Origin of the sequence: Halalkalibacter oceani (assembly GCF_023715605.1) — a bacterium.
Lineage (GTDB): Bacteria > Bacillota > Bacilli > Bacillales > Bacillaceae_D > Halalkalibacter > Halalkalibacter oceani.
In genome coordinates this window covers 1-16,704 of the sequence record NZ_JAMBOL010000045.1, presented here as the reverse complement: position 1 = coordinate 16,704, position 16,704 = coordinate 1, and the positions used below count along the sequence as shown (strand labels likewise).

The following is a 16,704-nucleotide window of genomic DNA, read 5'->3' as shown; positions in this document are numbered from 1 at the left end:
ATCAAGTAGATTTGTAAAATGAAGGGGGAGCAAAGGATTGCTTCCTCTTCATTTTGGACAGTGAATCCGTCAGTTTTAGGACAATTAGCGCCGTCAAGATCCAGACATTGTAGAACGTCATTAACAATAAGGTTTATTTTAATGATGTTAAAATAGATTATACGAAAAATGTATTAGGTACAGAATTTGTCGTGATTCGTTAATCATTCATTCACCCTATATGTCTATTCAGACTATAGGGTGTTACTATTATAAAATACATTGGAATTCATAGGAATAAAGGAGAATAGACAATGAATCCATGGAACACGCGCTTTCAGAATAAGAATTATGTATATGGAACAGAACCAAATGTGTTTTTAGCGGAAATGCAGAGAAAACTTTCATTATCAGGTGACGCTCTTGCTATTGCAGAAGGTGAAGGACGCAATGCCGTTTTCTTAGCTGAACAAGGAATGAACGTGTCAGCTTGGGATTACGCTGAATCAGGCTTATTAAAAATGAATAAATTGGCAGATGAAAAAGGTGTAAAAGTTAATACGCAACTGGTTGATTTAAATGAAGCCGTTTGGCAACAAAACAAATGGGATGAGATTGTCTGTATTTTTGGTCACTTTCCAGAAGAGTTACGCGAGAAAACCCTACAAGGTGTCAAAGAGTCAGTTAAACTAGGTGGTTATTTTATTACGGAAGTCTATTCGCATTTTCAAATACCATATAATAGTGGGGGCCCTCAAAACTTAGAGCTTTTATACAAACCCGAAGAATTTCTAAATGTCTTTTCTGATTGGCGTATTGTTCACTTTTTTATGGGAGAGGTTGTCCGGCATGAAGGAGAATTACATAATGGCTTGTCTCATATTATTCAATTTGTAGGACAAAAATAGAGTGAATTCAAAAGACAATAATGATTTTTCCTTTAGTAGTTACACGAAAGAATAGATTGGGAGTAGATCCTATTCTATTCTTTTTTTTTTGGCAAAAAATACTAAAAAGTTATAAAACCAAACAAATGCCCTTTTGTAATTAAGTATATTCATTAGAAGTCCATTTTCTACACATAGGCATATGATAATTTTGATAAACCATTGAAGGGAATGAACGAAATGTATTATTCTAACACGAATCCATATCCATATTACGCTAATGCTAACACATCAACCTATAATCCAGACTTTATGGCAAGGAATTATCACGGGCAGGATGCCCAAGTTTTTGAAGCGGTACTTGGAGGGATTAAAAGAGAGGCCAAAGCCATTAAATTTTATAGACAGTTAGCCAATGCTGCCCCTTCTAATAAGCATAAAAAGGGCATTCTTCAGGCCTTAGAAGGGAACAAAGCTCAATTAACACACTTCACCAATCTTTATATCAATCTTACTGGTATCCAACCTATATATCAGATTGATACAATTCCCTTTAATAGTTATAGAGATGGTTTACAAAAGGCTTATGAACTGGAATTAGAAGGGTATAAAGAATATCAAAAGAGTTCTCATCTTACGGTGCATCCACAAATTCAAAATGTGTTTATGTGGACTTTAACAGGTGAACAAGAGAACGCTACACGATTTAGTTCATTAGAAGATGAACTCACAAATGAGTAAATGGATTATGGTGCGGATCCATTTGTAGTAGATATTGAAGAAATAACTAAACAAAACAACAATTTCCGTACCGCCTTATGGACAGGAGATCATTTGCAAGTCACTTTGATGAGTATTGGTGTTGGAGAGGACATTGGTTTAGAAATTCATCCAAATCTTGATTAATTCTTACGCATTGAACAAGGGCAAGGGATTGTTCAAATGGGTGACAGCAAAGATCGACTAGAATTTGAAGAAAAAGTCCATGACAATTATGCGATTGTGATACCCGCTAGTAAATGGCACAACTTGACCAATACAGGTAATCAACCACTTAAGCTGTACTCTATCTATGCTCCACCTCAGCATCCATATGGAACTGTAAACGAAAGCTATAGCCATGGCTGCTGAAGAAGAACACGGTAACTGATATACATTAATAAAGAAAGATAAGAGCTTGAAAAAACAACCGAATGTTCGATTCGGTTGTTTTTTCAAGCTCTTTTATATTCAATATTATAGTGTTTAGTGTTGAATTGTCTCTACAAAAGTTTCAAAAGCTGGATGATATTCTTTTTCGTAATGACCTTCGGGGCAATGTTTAACAATTCGTCCTATTAAAGCTTCAGACTTATCGTGTTTTAGTGTTTGTTTACAAGTCGGACATGTATCTTTAAAGAGACTAAAAAATAATCATCTGAAAATACCTCAAATTCCTATTAGTTTAGTATGATAATACATTGTTTTTATCTTTTTATCTAGACCTTCTTAATTGTTAGTTTTAAAAATCTAAATAAAAGTAAGTAAACTGTGATTTAAATCACATCTGATAAGAAAAATAACGCGTATTATACTGCATAGGGTATAAACCCCCGCGGGTAATTTTAATAACTAACTAGGGGGAATAAATGATGAGTAAAAAAATTGTTATTGTCGGTGGAGTCGCAGGCGGTGCAACAGCAGCCGCTCGCTTAAGAAGAATAGATGAAACGTCAAAAATTGACCTATTTGAAAAAGGAGAATATATATCTGTCGCTAACTGTGGTTTACCTTATTACATTGGGGAGACGATTAAAGATCGCCAAGAGCTATTAGTTCAAACGGTAGAAGGAATGTCAAAAAAGTTCAATTTAGACATCCGTAACCTTAGTGAGGTCATTGGAATTAATCGCGAAGCAAAAAAGGTCTAAGTCAAAGACCATAAAACGGGGAATACGTATGAAGAGTCTTATGATGATTTGGTGCTTTCACCAGGGGCATGTCCAATCGTGCCACCAATTCCGGGTTTGAATGAAACAAAGGCCATTTTTACTTTGAGAAACATACCAGATACAGACAAAATTAAGTCTTATGTCATAACGAGAAACCAAAGCGTGCGGTTGTCGTTGGTGGTGGATTTATTGGTTTTGAAATGGCAAAGAACCTCCATAAACGTGGGATAGATGTACGATTATTGAAATGGCTAACCAAGTGATGGCCCCTTTAGATTATGAAATGGCATCCATCATTCATAGTCATCTTGTACTAAGTGATGGGGTCAAGTCTTTTGAAAGTGAAGGAAGGATAGTTGTTACTAACAACAGCAAGCGAATCGAAACAGGAGTTCGTCCTGAAAATTAACTCGCCATTAACGCTGGAGAACGTGGAGGAATCCAAGTAAATGACTACCTACAAACAAACGATCCAAACATTTATGCGATTGGTGATGCGATTGAAGAAAAGGACTATATTAACGGGAACCCGACGATGATTCCACGTGCATGGCCGGCAAATCGGCCATGCAGACTTTACCGGTTTTTATCGACGGAAATACTTATTTGGCAAGCTATACAACACAGCCGGAAACGAATCAGCTTTAATTTGAGTATGTGATCGAAGAGGGGATAAGTGATTCGAGTGGTATTGAGGTTGGAGCGATCATACTCCCGGAGCTTGCTTGCATCCTTGCTAATGGGATGGATGCTTCGCTGCAACTGCCTGTGAGCGATACAAGCGGAATAATGATCGATGGCATTTCGCCGACCATTGATATCGGGATGAAGACGGCCGACGGCCAAACTTATGTGGATGACACTTGGTCAAACCAAGAGGTGACGGTCACGGCGAGTGTGTATGATGATTCAGGGATTTCTTCCTTCGTATACTCATTGGATGGTGGCGTCACCTGGAGCCCGTATGACTCACCGATCAAACTGAAGGAGGACGGTTCCTATTCGCTTGTGTTGAAAGCCATGGATATCGCAGGCAACGAAACAACTGTGCAACGTACTGTTAAGGTCAGCTCCAGCGGATTAAAGCTCACCCCAACACTTGAGCTGGCAGATGGCAGTCCATACACGAGCGGCGACTGGACAAACTTGAGTGTGACGGCAAGCGTCAATGCGAAGACAGGTGTAAGTGGCATTGACCAAATCACCTATACATTGAATGGTGGAGCCCCTCAAGCTTATCAAAATGGAGATCCGATTACTATAAGTGCAGAAGGGGAGCATATGCTAGTGTTTGCGGTCACCGACAAAGCGGGCAATACACTTGACTCATCCATTGCGATTCACATTGACAAATCTGAACCGACAGTTACTTTTGGTACAAATGGAACGGAGAGAGGCTCAGCATCGGCACGGACAGCAGTGAATGTGTTTGATGATGCTAGTGGTCTAGACCCAACATCTTTAAGGTATTCATGGTAACCCAATACAACAGCCCCTACATCAGGCTGGACTTCATTTATAGATGGAGAGATGTTGACAAAAAGTGGTGTAGATGGTGATTGGTATTTGCACATTCAAGCCAGTGATCGGGCAGGCAATACGGTTGTGATCCATTCCAATCGGTTCCAGTTGGATAGAAATACTGTAAGGATCTACAATGAATATCAATGTGGATTTTCTAAACGTAAAATTTTCTATACCATCCAGGAATTGAAAGGTGGATGAAGTATACAAAAATATAATATGGTAAGGCTTTGCCTGTACCATCATAGTTTAGCAGCCTTCCTGCGCGCTCAACCTTTAAAGCCCGTTGTGAGCCGGCTTCTCATAACGGGCTTATGACGAGGGGAGTATTGCCACTATGTCAAAATTCGTTTTTGCTCACCCTCCTTGTTAGACTTCCTTCTTCTGTTACTGTCTGTAAAGTTCCACTGACTGATTTAAAAAATTTACATATTTTTCGATATAATCGTTTGGTTTTAAAATTTTAACTTTGTTACCGAAGCCGGCTAAAAACTGATAGGCAAAAGGGTTCTCCGGTAGTTCAATGGTCATCAGGTAACAGCCTGATGGCTCTTTCGTAACCGCTCTCTTGCCGTAGCGTTCAATAAATTGATCTCTGACAGAAACATCTAGCATTAACTGAACACGAACTAAATGTGGTTCGTTGGGCTTTTTTTGTTTTTTAAGCTCGGGATCAGCCCGTGGTATAAAAAAACCGTCTTTTTGAATGTTTAATATCCTTGTTAATTTAAATATTCGATAGTCGTTTCGCTCCAAGCTGTAACCGAAGAGATACCACTGCATCTCACTTATATGTATTTTATACGGTTCCACAACTCTGGCTGTTTTGTTTCCCCTTTGGTCGACATAATCAAATTTTATTAGCCAATGGTTCTCGATTGCTTGCCTGATTAAAGAAATATCTTCTCTCATTTCATTTCTTCCTGGCCAATCATAGAAAGATAAATCAAGTTTGGGAGAAATATCCGCGGTCATTCCTTTGATTTTTTGTATAGTAGCCTGAATATCTTGATTTTGAATCAGTTGCTCAAAGCCATCTAACGCAACGAGTATATTTTCGAAATCCTGTTGATGTAGTAAACGCTTATCGAATTTATATTCTTCCATTAGAGCATATCCCCCTTCCGCTCCATATTCCGCATATATAGGGATGTTTGCATAATTTAATGCTTCCATATCTCGCTGAATGGTTCGTCTCGTTACATTAAAAAGCCGGCTGAATTCTGATGCTGGGACAACTTCTCTTTGTAATAAGATCATCACGATAGAGATAAGCCGTTCTATTTTTTTCATAGTAGCCTCCTATATACGACATACTTATGTCACCTATATTCAATTATACTTCAACTATAAAAGGAGGGTTAAATAATGAAATCAATCACATATTTACAATTTAATGGGGACGCGGAAGAGGCGTTAACTTTTTATGAAGAGGCTTTACTAGCAACAAGCGTACAAAAGGTAAGATTTGGTGCCTTCGGTCAAGATTCAAATGCTCCGATGACAGAAGAAGAGCAAAACATGATTATGGAAGCGCGTATTGAGTTTTTTGGCAACAGTTTAATGCTCTCTGATGTGCCACCTTCGATGCAGGCTGTGACGGGAGAAATCACAAAGGGAAATAGCGTTTTAATTAGTATCATTGATGCTGATCCGCAAATGAATACACGAAGCTTTGAAAAGCTTGCGGAAGGGGGGACGGTGATCATGCCGTTATCGTCAACACCATGGTCAAGAAGTTTTGGCCTCGTAATTGATAAATTCGGAGTTATGTGGAAATTCAATAGTGAGGCGAGTAAGTTTTTGGATAGCTTCCTAAAATAGGTTTATTTTTTAAAAAGCTCTTATTGCTGTGTATAATCAATTGACCTACCAATGCAAAGATTTGTTTGAGCCGGTGCTCTCTTAATGCTGTTCATTAAAGCATTCGTCTTATTAGCCAACTGGTACTAGGTAAAAAATAATCTTATGATAGAATGAAATCAATTTAAAAGGGGTATGATTTTTTACATGGTCTCAAATAATGGAAATTGCACGTATTTAATTCCCTCTTAATTATAGTGGCGAGAATTGCGGTAATTTTGATTAAAAGGCTGCAATATAAACATAAGCAGGGCACTCTGGGTATTAAAAAATCAAAAAGCGAGATAACCATGTTTAGATAGTTTGTTTAATACCATTGGGGATGCTGGCAGGTACGGTCGTTAGTTTGATTGTTAGCATGCTCATCCAAATCCAGTAACTGTCTAATGATGGATGAAGTATACAAAAATGAAATATGGTAAGGCTTTGTGCCGGTACCATCATTAGTGTAGCAGCCTCCCTGTAAAAAGGGGGGCTTTCTATTGAACGTCGCAGCAATCCAAAGAGAGCGGAAGAGAGGAGGGCAATAACCACCACCACTCGAACAACCATATTGAACTAATTATATAATGTAATAGGGGTTTTAATCCAATATAGAACCCCGGCCACATACCCAGCATAATCATTAATTCCCTTTCCCCCCATCCTTCTCGCCACATTCCTCACACAATCCCCCGCCCGTACAAACCATTATTTTAAACGCTTCAAATCATATAGTACGTAAAAAAATTTTAAAACGTTCAAAAGAAGTAACTAAAGATGAAAACAGGCCGGAGAAAAAAACAGGGGGGGAATTGCCAATTTCTATATAACCCTATTATATAATATAGTATAATGGATTTATAAACGAATTTGTAGGGAGGAAGACCGGATGGAATCGAAATTAACTTGCCGATTTTGCGGTTTAGTCGCAGCAGCCAATGACGAGAATGCCTTTCAGCTGGATCGGTTGGCCAGAGGATTTTGGTGTGAAGAATGTGACGGGTTCTCTTACTTACCAAATGTTGCGCTGCAGCATCGATTCACTGTTATCTTTGAGGACCCTCAGGCCGACAAACCCTTTGTAGAAAAGCCTCCATTACCTCTTTTGAAACGCTTATCAGTGCTACGCTATCCAGGCGGAAAATCAAAGGTCATTGATTACCTCTATTCACACTTGCAGCTGGCAAGAACAAAGACGCTTGTCAGTCCCTACACAGGAGGGGGAAGTTTTGAATTGGCCATGTTACATGCCGGCGCCATTGAACACTTACATCTCAATGATCTTGATACCGGTGTCTTTGCGTTATGGTATTTAATGAAACATTATCCGGACGAGTTAATCCAACGATTAGAGATATTTCGGCCTACACACCAGGACTTCTTTCAAGCACAAGCTTTGATTAAAGATCACTATCATGGCGCAGATTTGGTTGACGCTGCCTGGGCCGCCCTGATCGTTAATCGTCTTGCTTATTCGGGAATCGCAAAGGCTAATCCATTAGGCGGCAGACACGGATCACACGCGCAGCTGCTGCAGCGTTGGAACCCAGCCGACCTTATAAGACGAATAAAGCGAATTCATGCCATGAGCGACCGCATTACAATCACGAATGAAGACGCTTATGAATTAATCGAAGAAGCCTATTGGGACCAGCAATCGACTATTTTTATCGATCCTCCCTATTTTCGAAAAGGAAAAGATCTTTATCCATGCTATTATGAGAAAGATGAACATTTAAACTTACAATGAGCAAATTCGATTCAAATAATTACCATCTAATCAAATAAAAAAAGACAGAACGCTACCGATTGGTTAAAATGAAAGTTCCTACACCACCATTCACCAAAGGAGCGTCTGTCTGATGAACAGTTTATCACATCACATACAAATCAACAAAGGTTTTTCCGATTGGCGGCTACCACTCTATTTTACGAAGCCGGTTTTACGCCATCTCACGCATTTTATTGATGGGATGTCGAGCATTGGCTTTACAGGGAAACTCACGCAAATTCATGCGTATAGCCATCATCCGAAGCACCGGACAACATTGGGGCACTTCCTACAGAACAGCCCTTGGAAAGACACGTATTTACTACAACAATCGAAGCAGTTTGTTCAACGGCAAATGACAAAAGACCAGCCACTGTTTTACCTACTAGATGACACTATTTCCAAGAAAACAAAGCCTTCGTCACAGGCAGTGCGTCCAATGGAGGGATGTGGTTTTCATTTTTCACATACAGACGGCAAAAGCGTCTGGGGGCATCAAGTAGTCCAACTGATGGTGAAATCTGGTCATCAGGCGTTTCCCTACGACTTCCGCTTATTTCAAAAAGACAAGACAGACAGTAAAATCAAGTTGTCTGTTGACTTACTCGGGGCGTTACCCCAAGTGACGCAGCCTACGTACGTGTTGTGTGATAGCTGGTATACATCTAAAAAAATCATCGAAGCTGCATTCAGTGGTGGCATGCATGTAATCGGTGCACTGAAAACAAATCGCATCATTTATCCAGATGGTATTCGGTTACAGGTCAAAGAATTCGCGACGCATATAGATGAGAAGAATACTGACCTCGTGACGGTCGGACAAGAACAATATCGTGTGTACCGCTATGAAGGTGCCTTAAACGATCTACATCTAGGCGTTGTTCTCCTCTGTTGGCCTGCAAATGAACCGATGGAAGCAAAGCGGATGCGCTGCTTTTTAAGCACCGATACCGAACTGACGACCCAAGAAATTCTCGATTATTATAGCGAGCGCTGGGCTATCGAAACATACTTCAAACAAGTGAAAGGCTACCTTGGATTTCAAGGGGTACAAGTCCGCTCTGAACGTGCAATCCGTCGCTACTGGCTACTTGTGCAATTTGCCTACCTGTTTATCGGTGCGCTACAGCTCGATACATTTTCAAACGCCATTCAACATATGAGACGTGATCAATTCAGTGGAATCATTGATTTCGTTTATAACGAAGCGCGCACAGGCACCTCACTAGAGCAAATCAAAAATGAGCTTTTGGCGGCATAGGGTACTTGTCATTGGTTTTTGAATGGTAAATTTTGTATCTGAAAATGCTCATTTAAAGTTTAAACTTAATTGGACTTTTAGACACACTTTATTTTGGTTTTGAAGGTGCCGACTTAGTTGTAACTTATGACTATGATGAGTGGTTAATGGACCGCTTTCGTTTTCCCGATACCGTGGAAATTATCGGCCGTACCTATTCCGCTTAACACGAGCTGGAGGTGAGTATATGAAACAATTAAAACAACTCTTTCGAGAGAGAAAAGTTGCTAGATTGATGAAAGATATTGAAGAAGATGGGGAAAGGGTTGCAAAGGCCTTTAACATGGTGGCTTTTAGATTTATAGAGGGGAGAGTATCTGAGATTCAATCAAATTTCTATAATAGTGCATATGATCATCGTGTCCAAAGATGCTATATCCGTCATGTTCCACCTATAACCATAGACGCTCTAATTAAAGAATTAAAAGAGCTCTCACATAAAACAAAAGCGATTCAATTAGAGTTTGATGAGTATAATCGAGGAAATAATGTAGAAATTGCATTATATGACTTACATTCGGAGGGAAATTCACTTCAGATATTCGAACTATCAGAATCACCTTGTAGTGTTCCTCTTTCACAAAGATTCTATAGTGAATTCATTGCGAAATTGAGAAAAATAGCAGGTTAAAAACAAATTATGCCGGCACATTATCCAAAGCTAACCATTCTCTCTTTCAAATGAATACCGGCATTGACCTATACTTAATTCACCCAGGCTTCAAAAGAAGGCAGCCTTAATAAATTTTCTTTCGTCCAATTCCTGAATTTTACCTTACATGGGATTGGCTCTATTAGCTTAAGATAGGTTCCTTTTTCACTTTTATCTCTGATTTGTGCATGAGAAAAGAGGTGTTTACGATCAGCACCTGGCATATATTCCATAGTTCCAAGATATTGTCCATTTTCATCGGTTAACGTACAACCGAACTTCTTTGTCTGGATAGAGGTAATATAGACAACTTTATACTTATAATTAATTATCTTTAACCAATCCTTACTTACTCTACCAGAAGTATACGTGGAATTTATCCGCTTAATAACAATACCTTCTAAGTCTTTCGCTTTCACAGCATCATAAAAAGCCTGACAATGTCCTGTCATATATTGCACAGGGACCATGGTTTTCTGTTTACTTGGCAAGCAATTTAACAGATGTTTCTTACGTTCTAATAGGGGTAGAGCTGTTATTCTGTGGTTACCAGAATATAAAATATCGAAAACAACATATTGGATATTCACTTTATTTATTAGCTTCTTACTCATAAAACGCTGCATCATTAATTCAAAATCAATCATTCCGTCATGCGAGAGCGCGATTAGTTCCCCATCTAAAATGGTACCTGGTGGAATTGGAATACTTGTTATTTCGGGAAACATAGCGGTTACCTCATTTCCATGACGTGTATAAAGCCGTGTTTTCCCTTCTATATTGGACATCATTAACCTTATGCCATCACATTTTAATTCTGAAATGTAGTTGCTCTCTTCCTCTACGGATGGTGGACTTTGTAAACGTTGCAAAAGCATAGGCTTTACATACAAAATAATCACCCCATTTTACTATAGCTCATAATGGATTCATACTCATTAGGGGGTTCCTGGAAGAGATAAGCGTTATTAGCAATTGAAAGAACGAAAATAAAGGTACGTCTGAAAGCAGGTGATTCTCATCGAAAAACTTTCATTAAAGCTTGTTTCGAAATATGTCCTATTATTATTACTAAAGGATGGCACCGATTTAAGCACTGATTATTGCTACAAGCAATTAAATGAGCTTATCCCACCGCCTCCGCAACCCGGCGCTCCAACACGCAAATATTCGAGGAATAAGGTGCAGTTGTATCTAAAAGAGCTTACAGCTGAAGAGAAACTATTCGAATCTAAAGCAGGTAAAGACTACATTTATAGGATCTCCGGAAAAGGAGAGCAGGAATTAAGCAATCGTGAGGACCTTCTCTCGCAATTGTTAATCTCATACTATGGAATAGTGAATGTATCAAAGATGTTAGCTAGTAAACCTGGTACGCCTTTGCCATATCCTGAAATACTTGTCCCGAAAAGAGACCGGGAATTTGTAAGATCATTAGTATCGATAAAAGACATAATAAGAGTTTATACACTCTTTGCATTGCAACAAAAACCAGAGCAATCAGTTAGCGAACTTCATGATGCCATGCTTAGTTACTGTGGCTGGACATGTAGTCTTCCTTATTGGCACTTAATTGTTCGCAACGAAATGACAGAGGGCGTCGATTTAGATAGTGAACCATTGGCCAACCCAGTCATATTGCTAAAAAGTAAATACCTTGGAAAAGTAAATCGAAGAAAGAAAAGAGTATACTCGATCGCTGATCAAGCCTCAGCTGAGGAATGGCTAAAAATATACCTCGAGACAGCCGATTTTAGCGTTAGAAAAGCGATCTCCTATACAAAGTTACTTCTCGATGTTTTACAAAAAAATCCTTAGTAGGAGGCTATAACAATGGAGATAAATCGAACGATCTTCTCAGGCAGGCTTGTTGCCGATCCCAAGCTTGTCTATGTCAAAAACAAAACAGTTGCGGTGTGTACGTTTACAGTAGCACAGAACCGAAAACATGGAGAGGGTACTAATTATATTCCAGTGATAGCATGGAGGGAATATGCTGAACGTCTCGCCAACGATTTAAAAAAAGGAATGTCTGTCACTGTTGATGGTTACCTTCAGAGCCGAGAAAGAGAAGATTTGAAAACACATCTTGTAGAAGTCCATGTGGAATTTGTAAAGTATGGATGAGGAAATTTCAATAAAGACACAGAATTACGAAAGGGAGTCGTTTCACATGCCAGATGAATTATCATTGCAATACCAAGAACTCATGCAACGCTTACGAGCTCCTTTTCCATCTGAAAGTATTATGCATCGAAAAGGAGGAAAGGGATCCTACATACCTACGGATGCATATGTGCAACGGTTAGAGGAAGAAGCCGGCCGGCATTGGTCATGGTCGATTAAGCAAGGACCGATCTTTCTTGAAAATGACAATATCCTTATGATAGGAACCCTTACTATCTTAGGCGCGACCAGAGATGGAAGTGGGACAGCGATAGCTATTAAAAAAGATAATAAATATACCAACTTAAATTACACCATTAGAGCAGCTGCCCAGGATGCCCTGCGGGATGCCTGTGACCAATTTATGATTGGTTGGTCTAATCTAAAAAAAGGAAAGGATAACTTATCACAAACCAAAGAAGAAAAAGTGGAGGTCCCAGCAGATAAGAGGTGTGCGAAGTGTGGCGAAATTGTAAATCCTGAGCAATTAAACTGGTTAATGGAGAGAAACATTAAACTTTTCTTCTGCGAGCAACATGTTCCTAAACACTTTTCAAAGTAACATGAACTGTCTAACATGACTTTATAAGACACTGTGGTAATCAGATACAGCATCAATGATCAGATTCAAACCAATTGATGCCCTTGTTCCTTTATGAATCTATGCTGATAGGAGGAATTATATTTGAATTTCTTAGGATATGTAGTCGTTGCAATAACCGCTATTTGTTTGTATTTTCTGACAGTCAAGAGGTTTAAAAAAGGCCCGAACATTTCAAGGGTTTTTTACGTGTTATCTATAATCTCATTTTATATCGGTCTGTTTAAAAGTCCAGCTATATCAGTATTTGTCGCCCTTATTGATGCAGTCATTGCAGGGATCTTTTGGTTTATTATAGGTTTATTATTTGAACATTTCTCGAATAGAAAACAAAGGAGGTCTCCACTTATCCCTGTAGCAGATGAAATAGAAAAACTTGCAAAGTTAAAAGAAAAGGGGATTATATCAGAGGAAGAATTCAGGAAACAAAAGGATAACCTTTTATCTAATTGATTTATCAAGGTCATTTATTGATCAATCTTTATTAAAACTATACAGGATAAATTAATGAGTAGGGTGTGGCTAATAATGTACCCTACTCATTATTTAAGGCTTAAAAGCAAATTTAACTTTTGCACTCTTTGATCCACTTATCAATGTTTTGATTATAAACTTCTTGTGCAACTTCGGGCTCCAAATACTTGTTTAATACCTCTTCAATTCTTTCTGTAATTAACAGTTTAGGAACTACCCTGGAGTTTCTTTTACGTAACAGCTTGATTTCGTCATAGACGGCTTGATAGACTTTGTCTATACTCTTAGTATCTACTAGTCTAGCATGTTCTTTACTTTCGGCTGCATTTAGGATAGACGTTATGTAATTTGCAGGATTTCTAATATTATCCTTCACCTTTACAGTATCGATGGCCTCTTTTATCTCTGCTAGGGGATAGGATAGCCATTTTTTAAGAATACTTTGAGAAGGCAAAAATCCTGCTTCTTTGGACATTCTGATTATATCTTCTCTTTTTTCATCATTAGTACCACCCACATCGGATAGAGAACGTATAAAAAAACGGATCTCCTGCACACTCCTACCTTTTTTTCGCTCTTCAAATTCAAAAGACAAGTCCGTTTTTTCTCTTAGCTCTTTTTGAGCTCTCGATAGTACTCGCTGCTTAAAGTTCCCATATGCGGGATATATATTTTCAGCTCCAATATGCTCTCTGAGACGCTTTAGAGTAAAGGTTCTTTCCCCAATACGCTCATACTGTTTCAAGAGCTCGTAAATTCGTATTGAATAAGCGCTATCTAGCTTTATTACATTTTCTAAACGATAGGTCGTAAATTCCCGCTTCAACTGGAGTAAATAGGGTTTCAAAAATGGATCAAAACGGAGGTCAATACTCCCTTCGTCAGTGTTGTAAGCGACATAACTTAGCCATCCGACCTGTATGATTTGATTATCAATTCTAACTTCAAACACCTGTTTCATTAAGTTTTTGGTGATCGTGCGAAGTTCAGTATATTTTGGGGAACCTCTTAAGCCTAATAGTCGATGAAAATCTTGAACCCTTATTGTATATACTTTAAAGTCATCGTCCTCCGGTTGAATATAGCTGGCCAACATTAATATAATTTTTTGTTCAGTCACTGAAAGTTTATAATTGGCCTCAATGAGATCATTCGATTTAGTAACTAAATTCCTATTCGGTGAATGTTTAGTTAGTGTCATGTTCTCAACCTCTCAACCTCTTAATAAACTAAAGATAGCACAGTTATCCAAATTTAGCCTTAACCAATTTTGTTATGTTTTATAGGAGTAGGTTTTTTAATTGAAGCAACTATTTAACCAATTTTGTTATAGTTATTAGGTTCCTTTTTTAATTTCCATGATGCTGGTATTCCGGTGAAATACTGATAGAACGAGGCAAAACCATATTTGTTATCGTTAGTGAGAAAACCACAAATTTGTTCGACACCAGATTTGTTATCTTTAAAACCGATTATGTTATGATTACACCAGATTTGTTATGTTTCATCACCAGATTTGTTATAGTTAGCACCAGATAAGTTAGCATTCACACTTAATTTGTTATCATTAAAACCGGAAATGTTATTCTAATCACCAAATTTGTTATAGTTAGGTATAGAATTCCTAGGTTTTATAGTAGTTTTAGTAGGATGAAAACATTAAATCAGTTAAAATTAACTAAAACATTATTAAAAAAAAAGAAAAACAAGTTATTGTCAGAACCATTTTTGTTATAGTATTTCTTCATCTTCTTTGAGCAAACGATTGTTCAATCGTATCTTTCGCCATTTTGCATGCTATAATTATTTTATGAATTCATCTATTTTGATAAACAAAAGGGAACACTTCCAACTGAATGAATACTTATTGATTGGAGGGAGAAGACATGAAGGGGATATCAATAACAAAACCCATCCAGCAAGTATTAGATAAAATTGAAGCAGAATACGAAATTCATATTTCTGCAGAAGCACGAGATGATTTACTAGAAAGGTATATTAAGCCGTTAAGACGACAAAAAACTCACAACCTGCAGCGTGCATTACTATCCATCAAGGAAAAATCATTTAATTATATCGAGTCAAATAATGACTATTATAAGCTTCTCCTTTTTCAACAAGAAATTCTTGAAGAATCCATTGCTTCACGAAGAATCCATGGAAAGAAAATGCCGGTTGAACGGGCTTATGCTGAATCACCCATTTTTACTGCTTCTTCACCTTCAAGTAAGGCAATTATTGAACTAAAAAATGAAGATGGAGAAATTGTAGAAAAGAGAGTAGGCTATAGAACAATTGAATATAAATCAAAACATGGATATCTAACAACTGGTGACTTCCGGATATTTGGGGGCCTACAAAGGATGTGGGAACTAAAGGGGGGAAGCAAAAAGTTTTCATTTAGTTATAATGAACTTTGTGATGTTATTGATTATAGCCCCGAAGGAGGTAACTACCGCACCATAGAAAAAAGTATCCTAAAACTATCCTCAACTTCCATTACTTTTGAAGAGTTTCTTGATGCTGAACTGACCAACCGGGATAGGATCAAAGTACAGAACATCATTCAAAGTGCAGATATTGGGAAGCGTAATGCTGAAATAACTTTCAGTGACAGGCTTCATGAAGGACTGCAACAAGGAAATGTGGTTAGATTAAACCTTTCCATTTTTCATGATCTATCATCTGTTACGGCCAAACTTTTGTACTCATTGCTCAGCTCTTTGTTAGAAAAACAAAAGATACTTGATTTAGATATGCTAATCAATCAGTTGGGTATTCAGAATAACAGCAGAAAAGACGTAATTAAAACGATTCGAGAAGCACTTGATGATTTAGTTCAAAGTGGGGTTATTTACGATTATCAACTACTTCGCAAAGGAAGATCGTTCAAAGAAGTGGAGTTACTACCTTCTGAACAATTGCTTGAAGCATTAGAAGAAGGAATTACAGTAAGCGAAATATGAGAAATACGAGCCTATTGGCTCTATTTTTTTGTCGAATAATGTCGGTAAATTTTTTTTTGCTCGTTTTTCCCATTAACCGGAAGAAAAAAGGGGTATCGTACTCCGAAAAAAGGGTATCGTACTCCGTGTATTTATGTGCTACTAATAGATTTGCCAAATTTTCTTTCTGCTAGTAAAATAAGAAAAGAAAAAAGGCTAACTGCTGCCAACAGTTAACCCTCAATAAAAAAACACCTGTTTTCGAATTAAAAGCTGCCAACTTTTAATTCACAATTAAACAAACCAGCCAGAAAACATAAAATTTAACAAATAAGCCGTTGCCACACAACTTAATATTGTTACGATTGTTTCCTATGGCCATCCGTTATCCGTCTTTTGAAAAATAAACTCAAAAGGCTTATTTCTCAATGCAACCTTTTCTTACTCTATTATAATCGAAAAACTGTATAAAGACAATTAAGATCTACATAAAAAATCCGACATAAGGAGCATTCCTGTAATGAAGAAATTTGAGGATTGAACAAAAAAGAGCCCTCTTGGTATTATACGAGGTGTCCAAAGCTTCGAAGCAAAAATGGACCCTTAAATTAGTAACCAAGGAGGACTCG

General features: G+C 37.9%; 15 protein-coding genes and 2 pseudogenes. 14 read left to right on the top strand and 3 right to left on the bottom strand.

The features are described from left to right. Positions 1-293 precede the first annotated feature (293 nt). The 5 genes and pseudogenes from M3202_RS21390 (at position 294) to M3202_RS21375 (ending at position 4,276) form a co-directional block, all read left to right on the top strand. Positions 294-887, top strand: coding sequence for a class I SAM-dependent methyltransferase (locus tag M3202_RS21390; protein ID WP_251225248.1), 594 nt, complete (start codon positions 294-296; stop codon positions 885-887). A gap of 219 nt (positions 888-1,106) precedes the next feature. Then, entirely contained in the window at positions 1,107-1,607 is a 501-nt protein-coding gene (locus M3202_RS22640; protein ID WP_349775643.1) for a hypothetical protein, read from the top strand. A gap of 3 nt (positions 1,608-1,610) precedes the next feature. After that, positions 1,611-1,997: pseudogene (locus M3202_RS22635) on the top strand (cupin domain-containing protein); the annotation flags it as partial. A 500-nt stretch (positions 1,998-2,497) separates the two neighbouring features. After that, positions 2,498-3,374 (top strand): annotated as a pseudogene (locus M3202_RS21380) (NAD(P)/FAD-dependent oxidoreductase); the annotation flags it as partial. Positions 3,375-3,454: 80 nt separating this feature from the next. Then, entirely contained in the window at positions 3,455-4,276 is an 822-nt protein-coding gene (locus M3202_RS21375; RefSeq protein WP_251225247.1) for an OmpL47-type beta-barrel domain-containing protein, read from the top strand. 432 nt (positions 4,277-4,708) lie between these two features. Here the strand turns inward: M3202_RS21375 and M3202_RS21370 are convergent, their stop codons facing one another. Continuing rightward, positions 4,709-5,614 carry a helix-turn-helix transcriptional regulator gene (locus M3202_RS21370; RefSeq protein WP_251225246.1) on the bottom strand — a complete coding sequence of 302 codons (906 nt, stop codon included), beginning with the start codon at positions 5,612-5,614 and terminating at the stop codon, positions 4,709-4,711. Between the two features lie 75 nt (positions 5,615-5,689). On the opposite strand from M3202_RS21370, the gene M3202_RS21365 reads away from it, so the two are divergent. From M3202_RS21365 to M3202_RS21350, 4 genes are all read left to right on the top strand, one after another. Continuing rightward, complete coding sequence (locus M3202_RS21365) at positions 5,690-6,145, top strand: VOC family protein (RefSeq protein WP_251225245.1); 456 nt, start codon at positions 5,690-5,692, stop codon at positions 6,143-6,145. Between the two features lie 910 nt (positions 6,146-7,055). Continuing rightward, the gene (locus M3202_RS21360) at positions 7,056-7,916 is read left to right on the top strand and encodes a DNA adenine methylase (protein ID WP_251225244.1); all 861 of its coding nucleotides are present in this window, start codon (positions 7,056-7,058) and stop codon (positions 7,914-7,916) included. Positions 7,917-8,028: 112 nt separating this feature from the next. Then, the gene (locus M3202_RS21355; protein ID WP_251225243.1) at positions 8,029-9,198 is read left to right on the top strand and encodes an IS701 family transposase; all 1,170 of its coding nucleotides are present in this window, start codon (positions 8,029-8,031) and stop codon (positions 9,196-9,198) included. 226 nt (positions 9,199-9,424) lie between these two features. Further along, positions 9,425-9,868: a hypothetical protein gene (locus tag M3202_RS21350; protein WP_251225242.1), complete on the top strand. Its 444-nt coding sequence runs from the start codon at positions 9,425-9,427 to the stop codon at positions 9,866-9,868. 74 nt (positions 9,869-9,942) lie between these two features. Here the strand turns inward: M3202_RS21350 and M3202_RS21345 are convergent, their stop codons facing one another. Next, positions 9,943-10,782: an ATP-dependent DNA ligase gene (locus M3202_RS21345; protein ID WP_251225241.1), complete on the bottom strand. Its 840-nt coding sequence runs from the start codon at positions 10,780-10,782 to the stop codon at positions 9,943-9,945. A gap of 118 nt (positions 10,783-10,900) precedes the next feature. Between M3202_RS21345 and M3202_RS21340 the strand changes: the two genes are divergently transcribed. The 4 genes from M3202_RS21340 to M3202_RS21325 all read left to right on the top strand — a co-directional run bounded on the left by M3202_RS21340 (position 10,901) and on the right by M3202_RS21325 (position 13,109). Continuing rightward, on the top strand, positions 10,901-11,707 hold the full coding sequence (locus M3202_RS21340) for a hypothetical protein (protein ID WP_251225240.1): 807 nt from the start codon (positions 10,901-10,903) through the stop codon (positions 11,705-11,707). Positions 11,708-11,722: 15 nt separating this feature from the next. After that, the gene (locus tag M3202_RS21335; protein WP_251225239.1) at positions 11,723-12,016 is read left to right on the top strand and encodes a single-stranded DNA-binding protein; all 294 of its coding nucleotides are present in this window, start codon (positions 11,723-11,725) and stop codon (positions 12,014-12,016) included. Between the two features lie 46 nt (positions 12,017-12,062). Beyond that, a complete protein-coding gene (locus tag M3202_RS21330) occupies positions 12,063-12,617 on the top strand; it encodes a Rad52/Rad22 family DNA repair protein (RefSeq protein WP_251225238.1) in 555 nt (184 codons plus the stop codon). Between the two features lie 123 nt (positions 12,618-12,740). Then, the gene (locus M3202_RS21325) at positions 12,741-13,109 is read left to right on the top strand and encodes an SHOCT domain-containing protein (RefSeq protein WP_251225237.1); all 369 of its coding nucleotides are present in this window, start codon (positions 12,741-12,743) and stop codon (positions 13,107-13,109) included. A gap of 112 nt (positions 13,110-13,221) precedes the next feature. Here M3202_RS21325 and M3202_RS21320 read toward each other — a convergent pair whose 3' ends face one another. Beyond that, positions 13,222-14,331 carry a replication initiation protein gene (locus tag M3202_RS21320; protein WP_251225236.1) on the bottom strand — a complete coding sequence of 370 codons (1,110 nt, stop codon included), beginning with the start codon at positions 14,329-14,331 and terminating at the stop codon, positions 13,222-13,224. Positions 14,332-15,016: 685 nt separating this feature from the next. Between M3202_RS21320 and M3202_RS21315 the strand changes: the two genes are divergently transcribed. Next, positions 15,017-16,096 carry a RepB family plasmid replication initiator protein gene (locus M3202_RS21315; RefSeq protein ID WP_251225235.1) on the top strand — a complete coding sequence of 360 codons (1,080 nt, stop codon included), beginning with the start codon at positions 15,017-15,019 and terminating at the stop codon, positions 16,094-16,096. Positions 16,097-16,704: the final 608 nt, after the last annotated feature.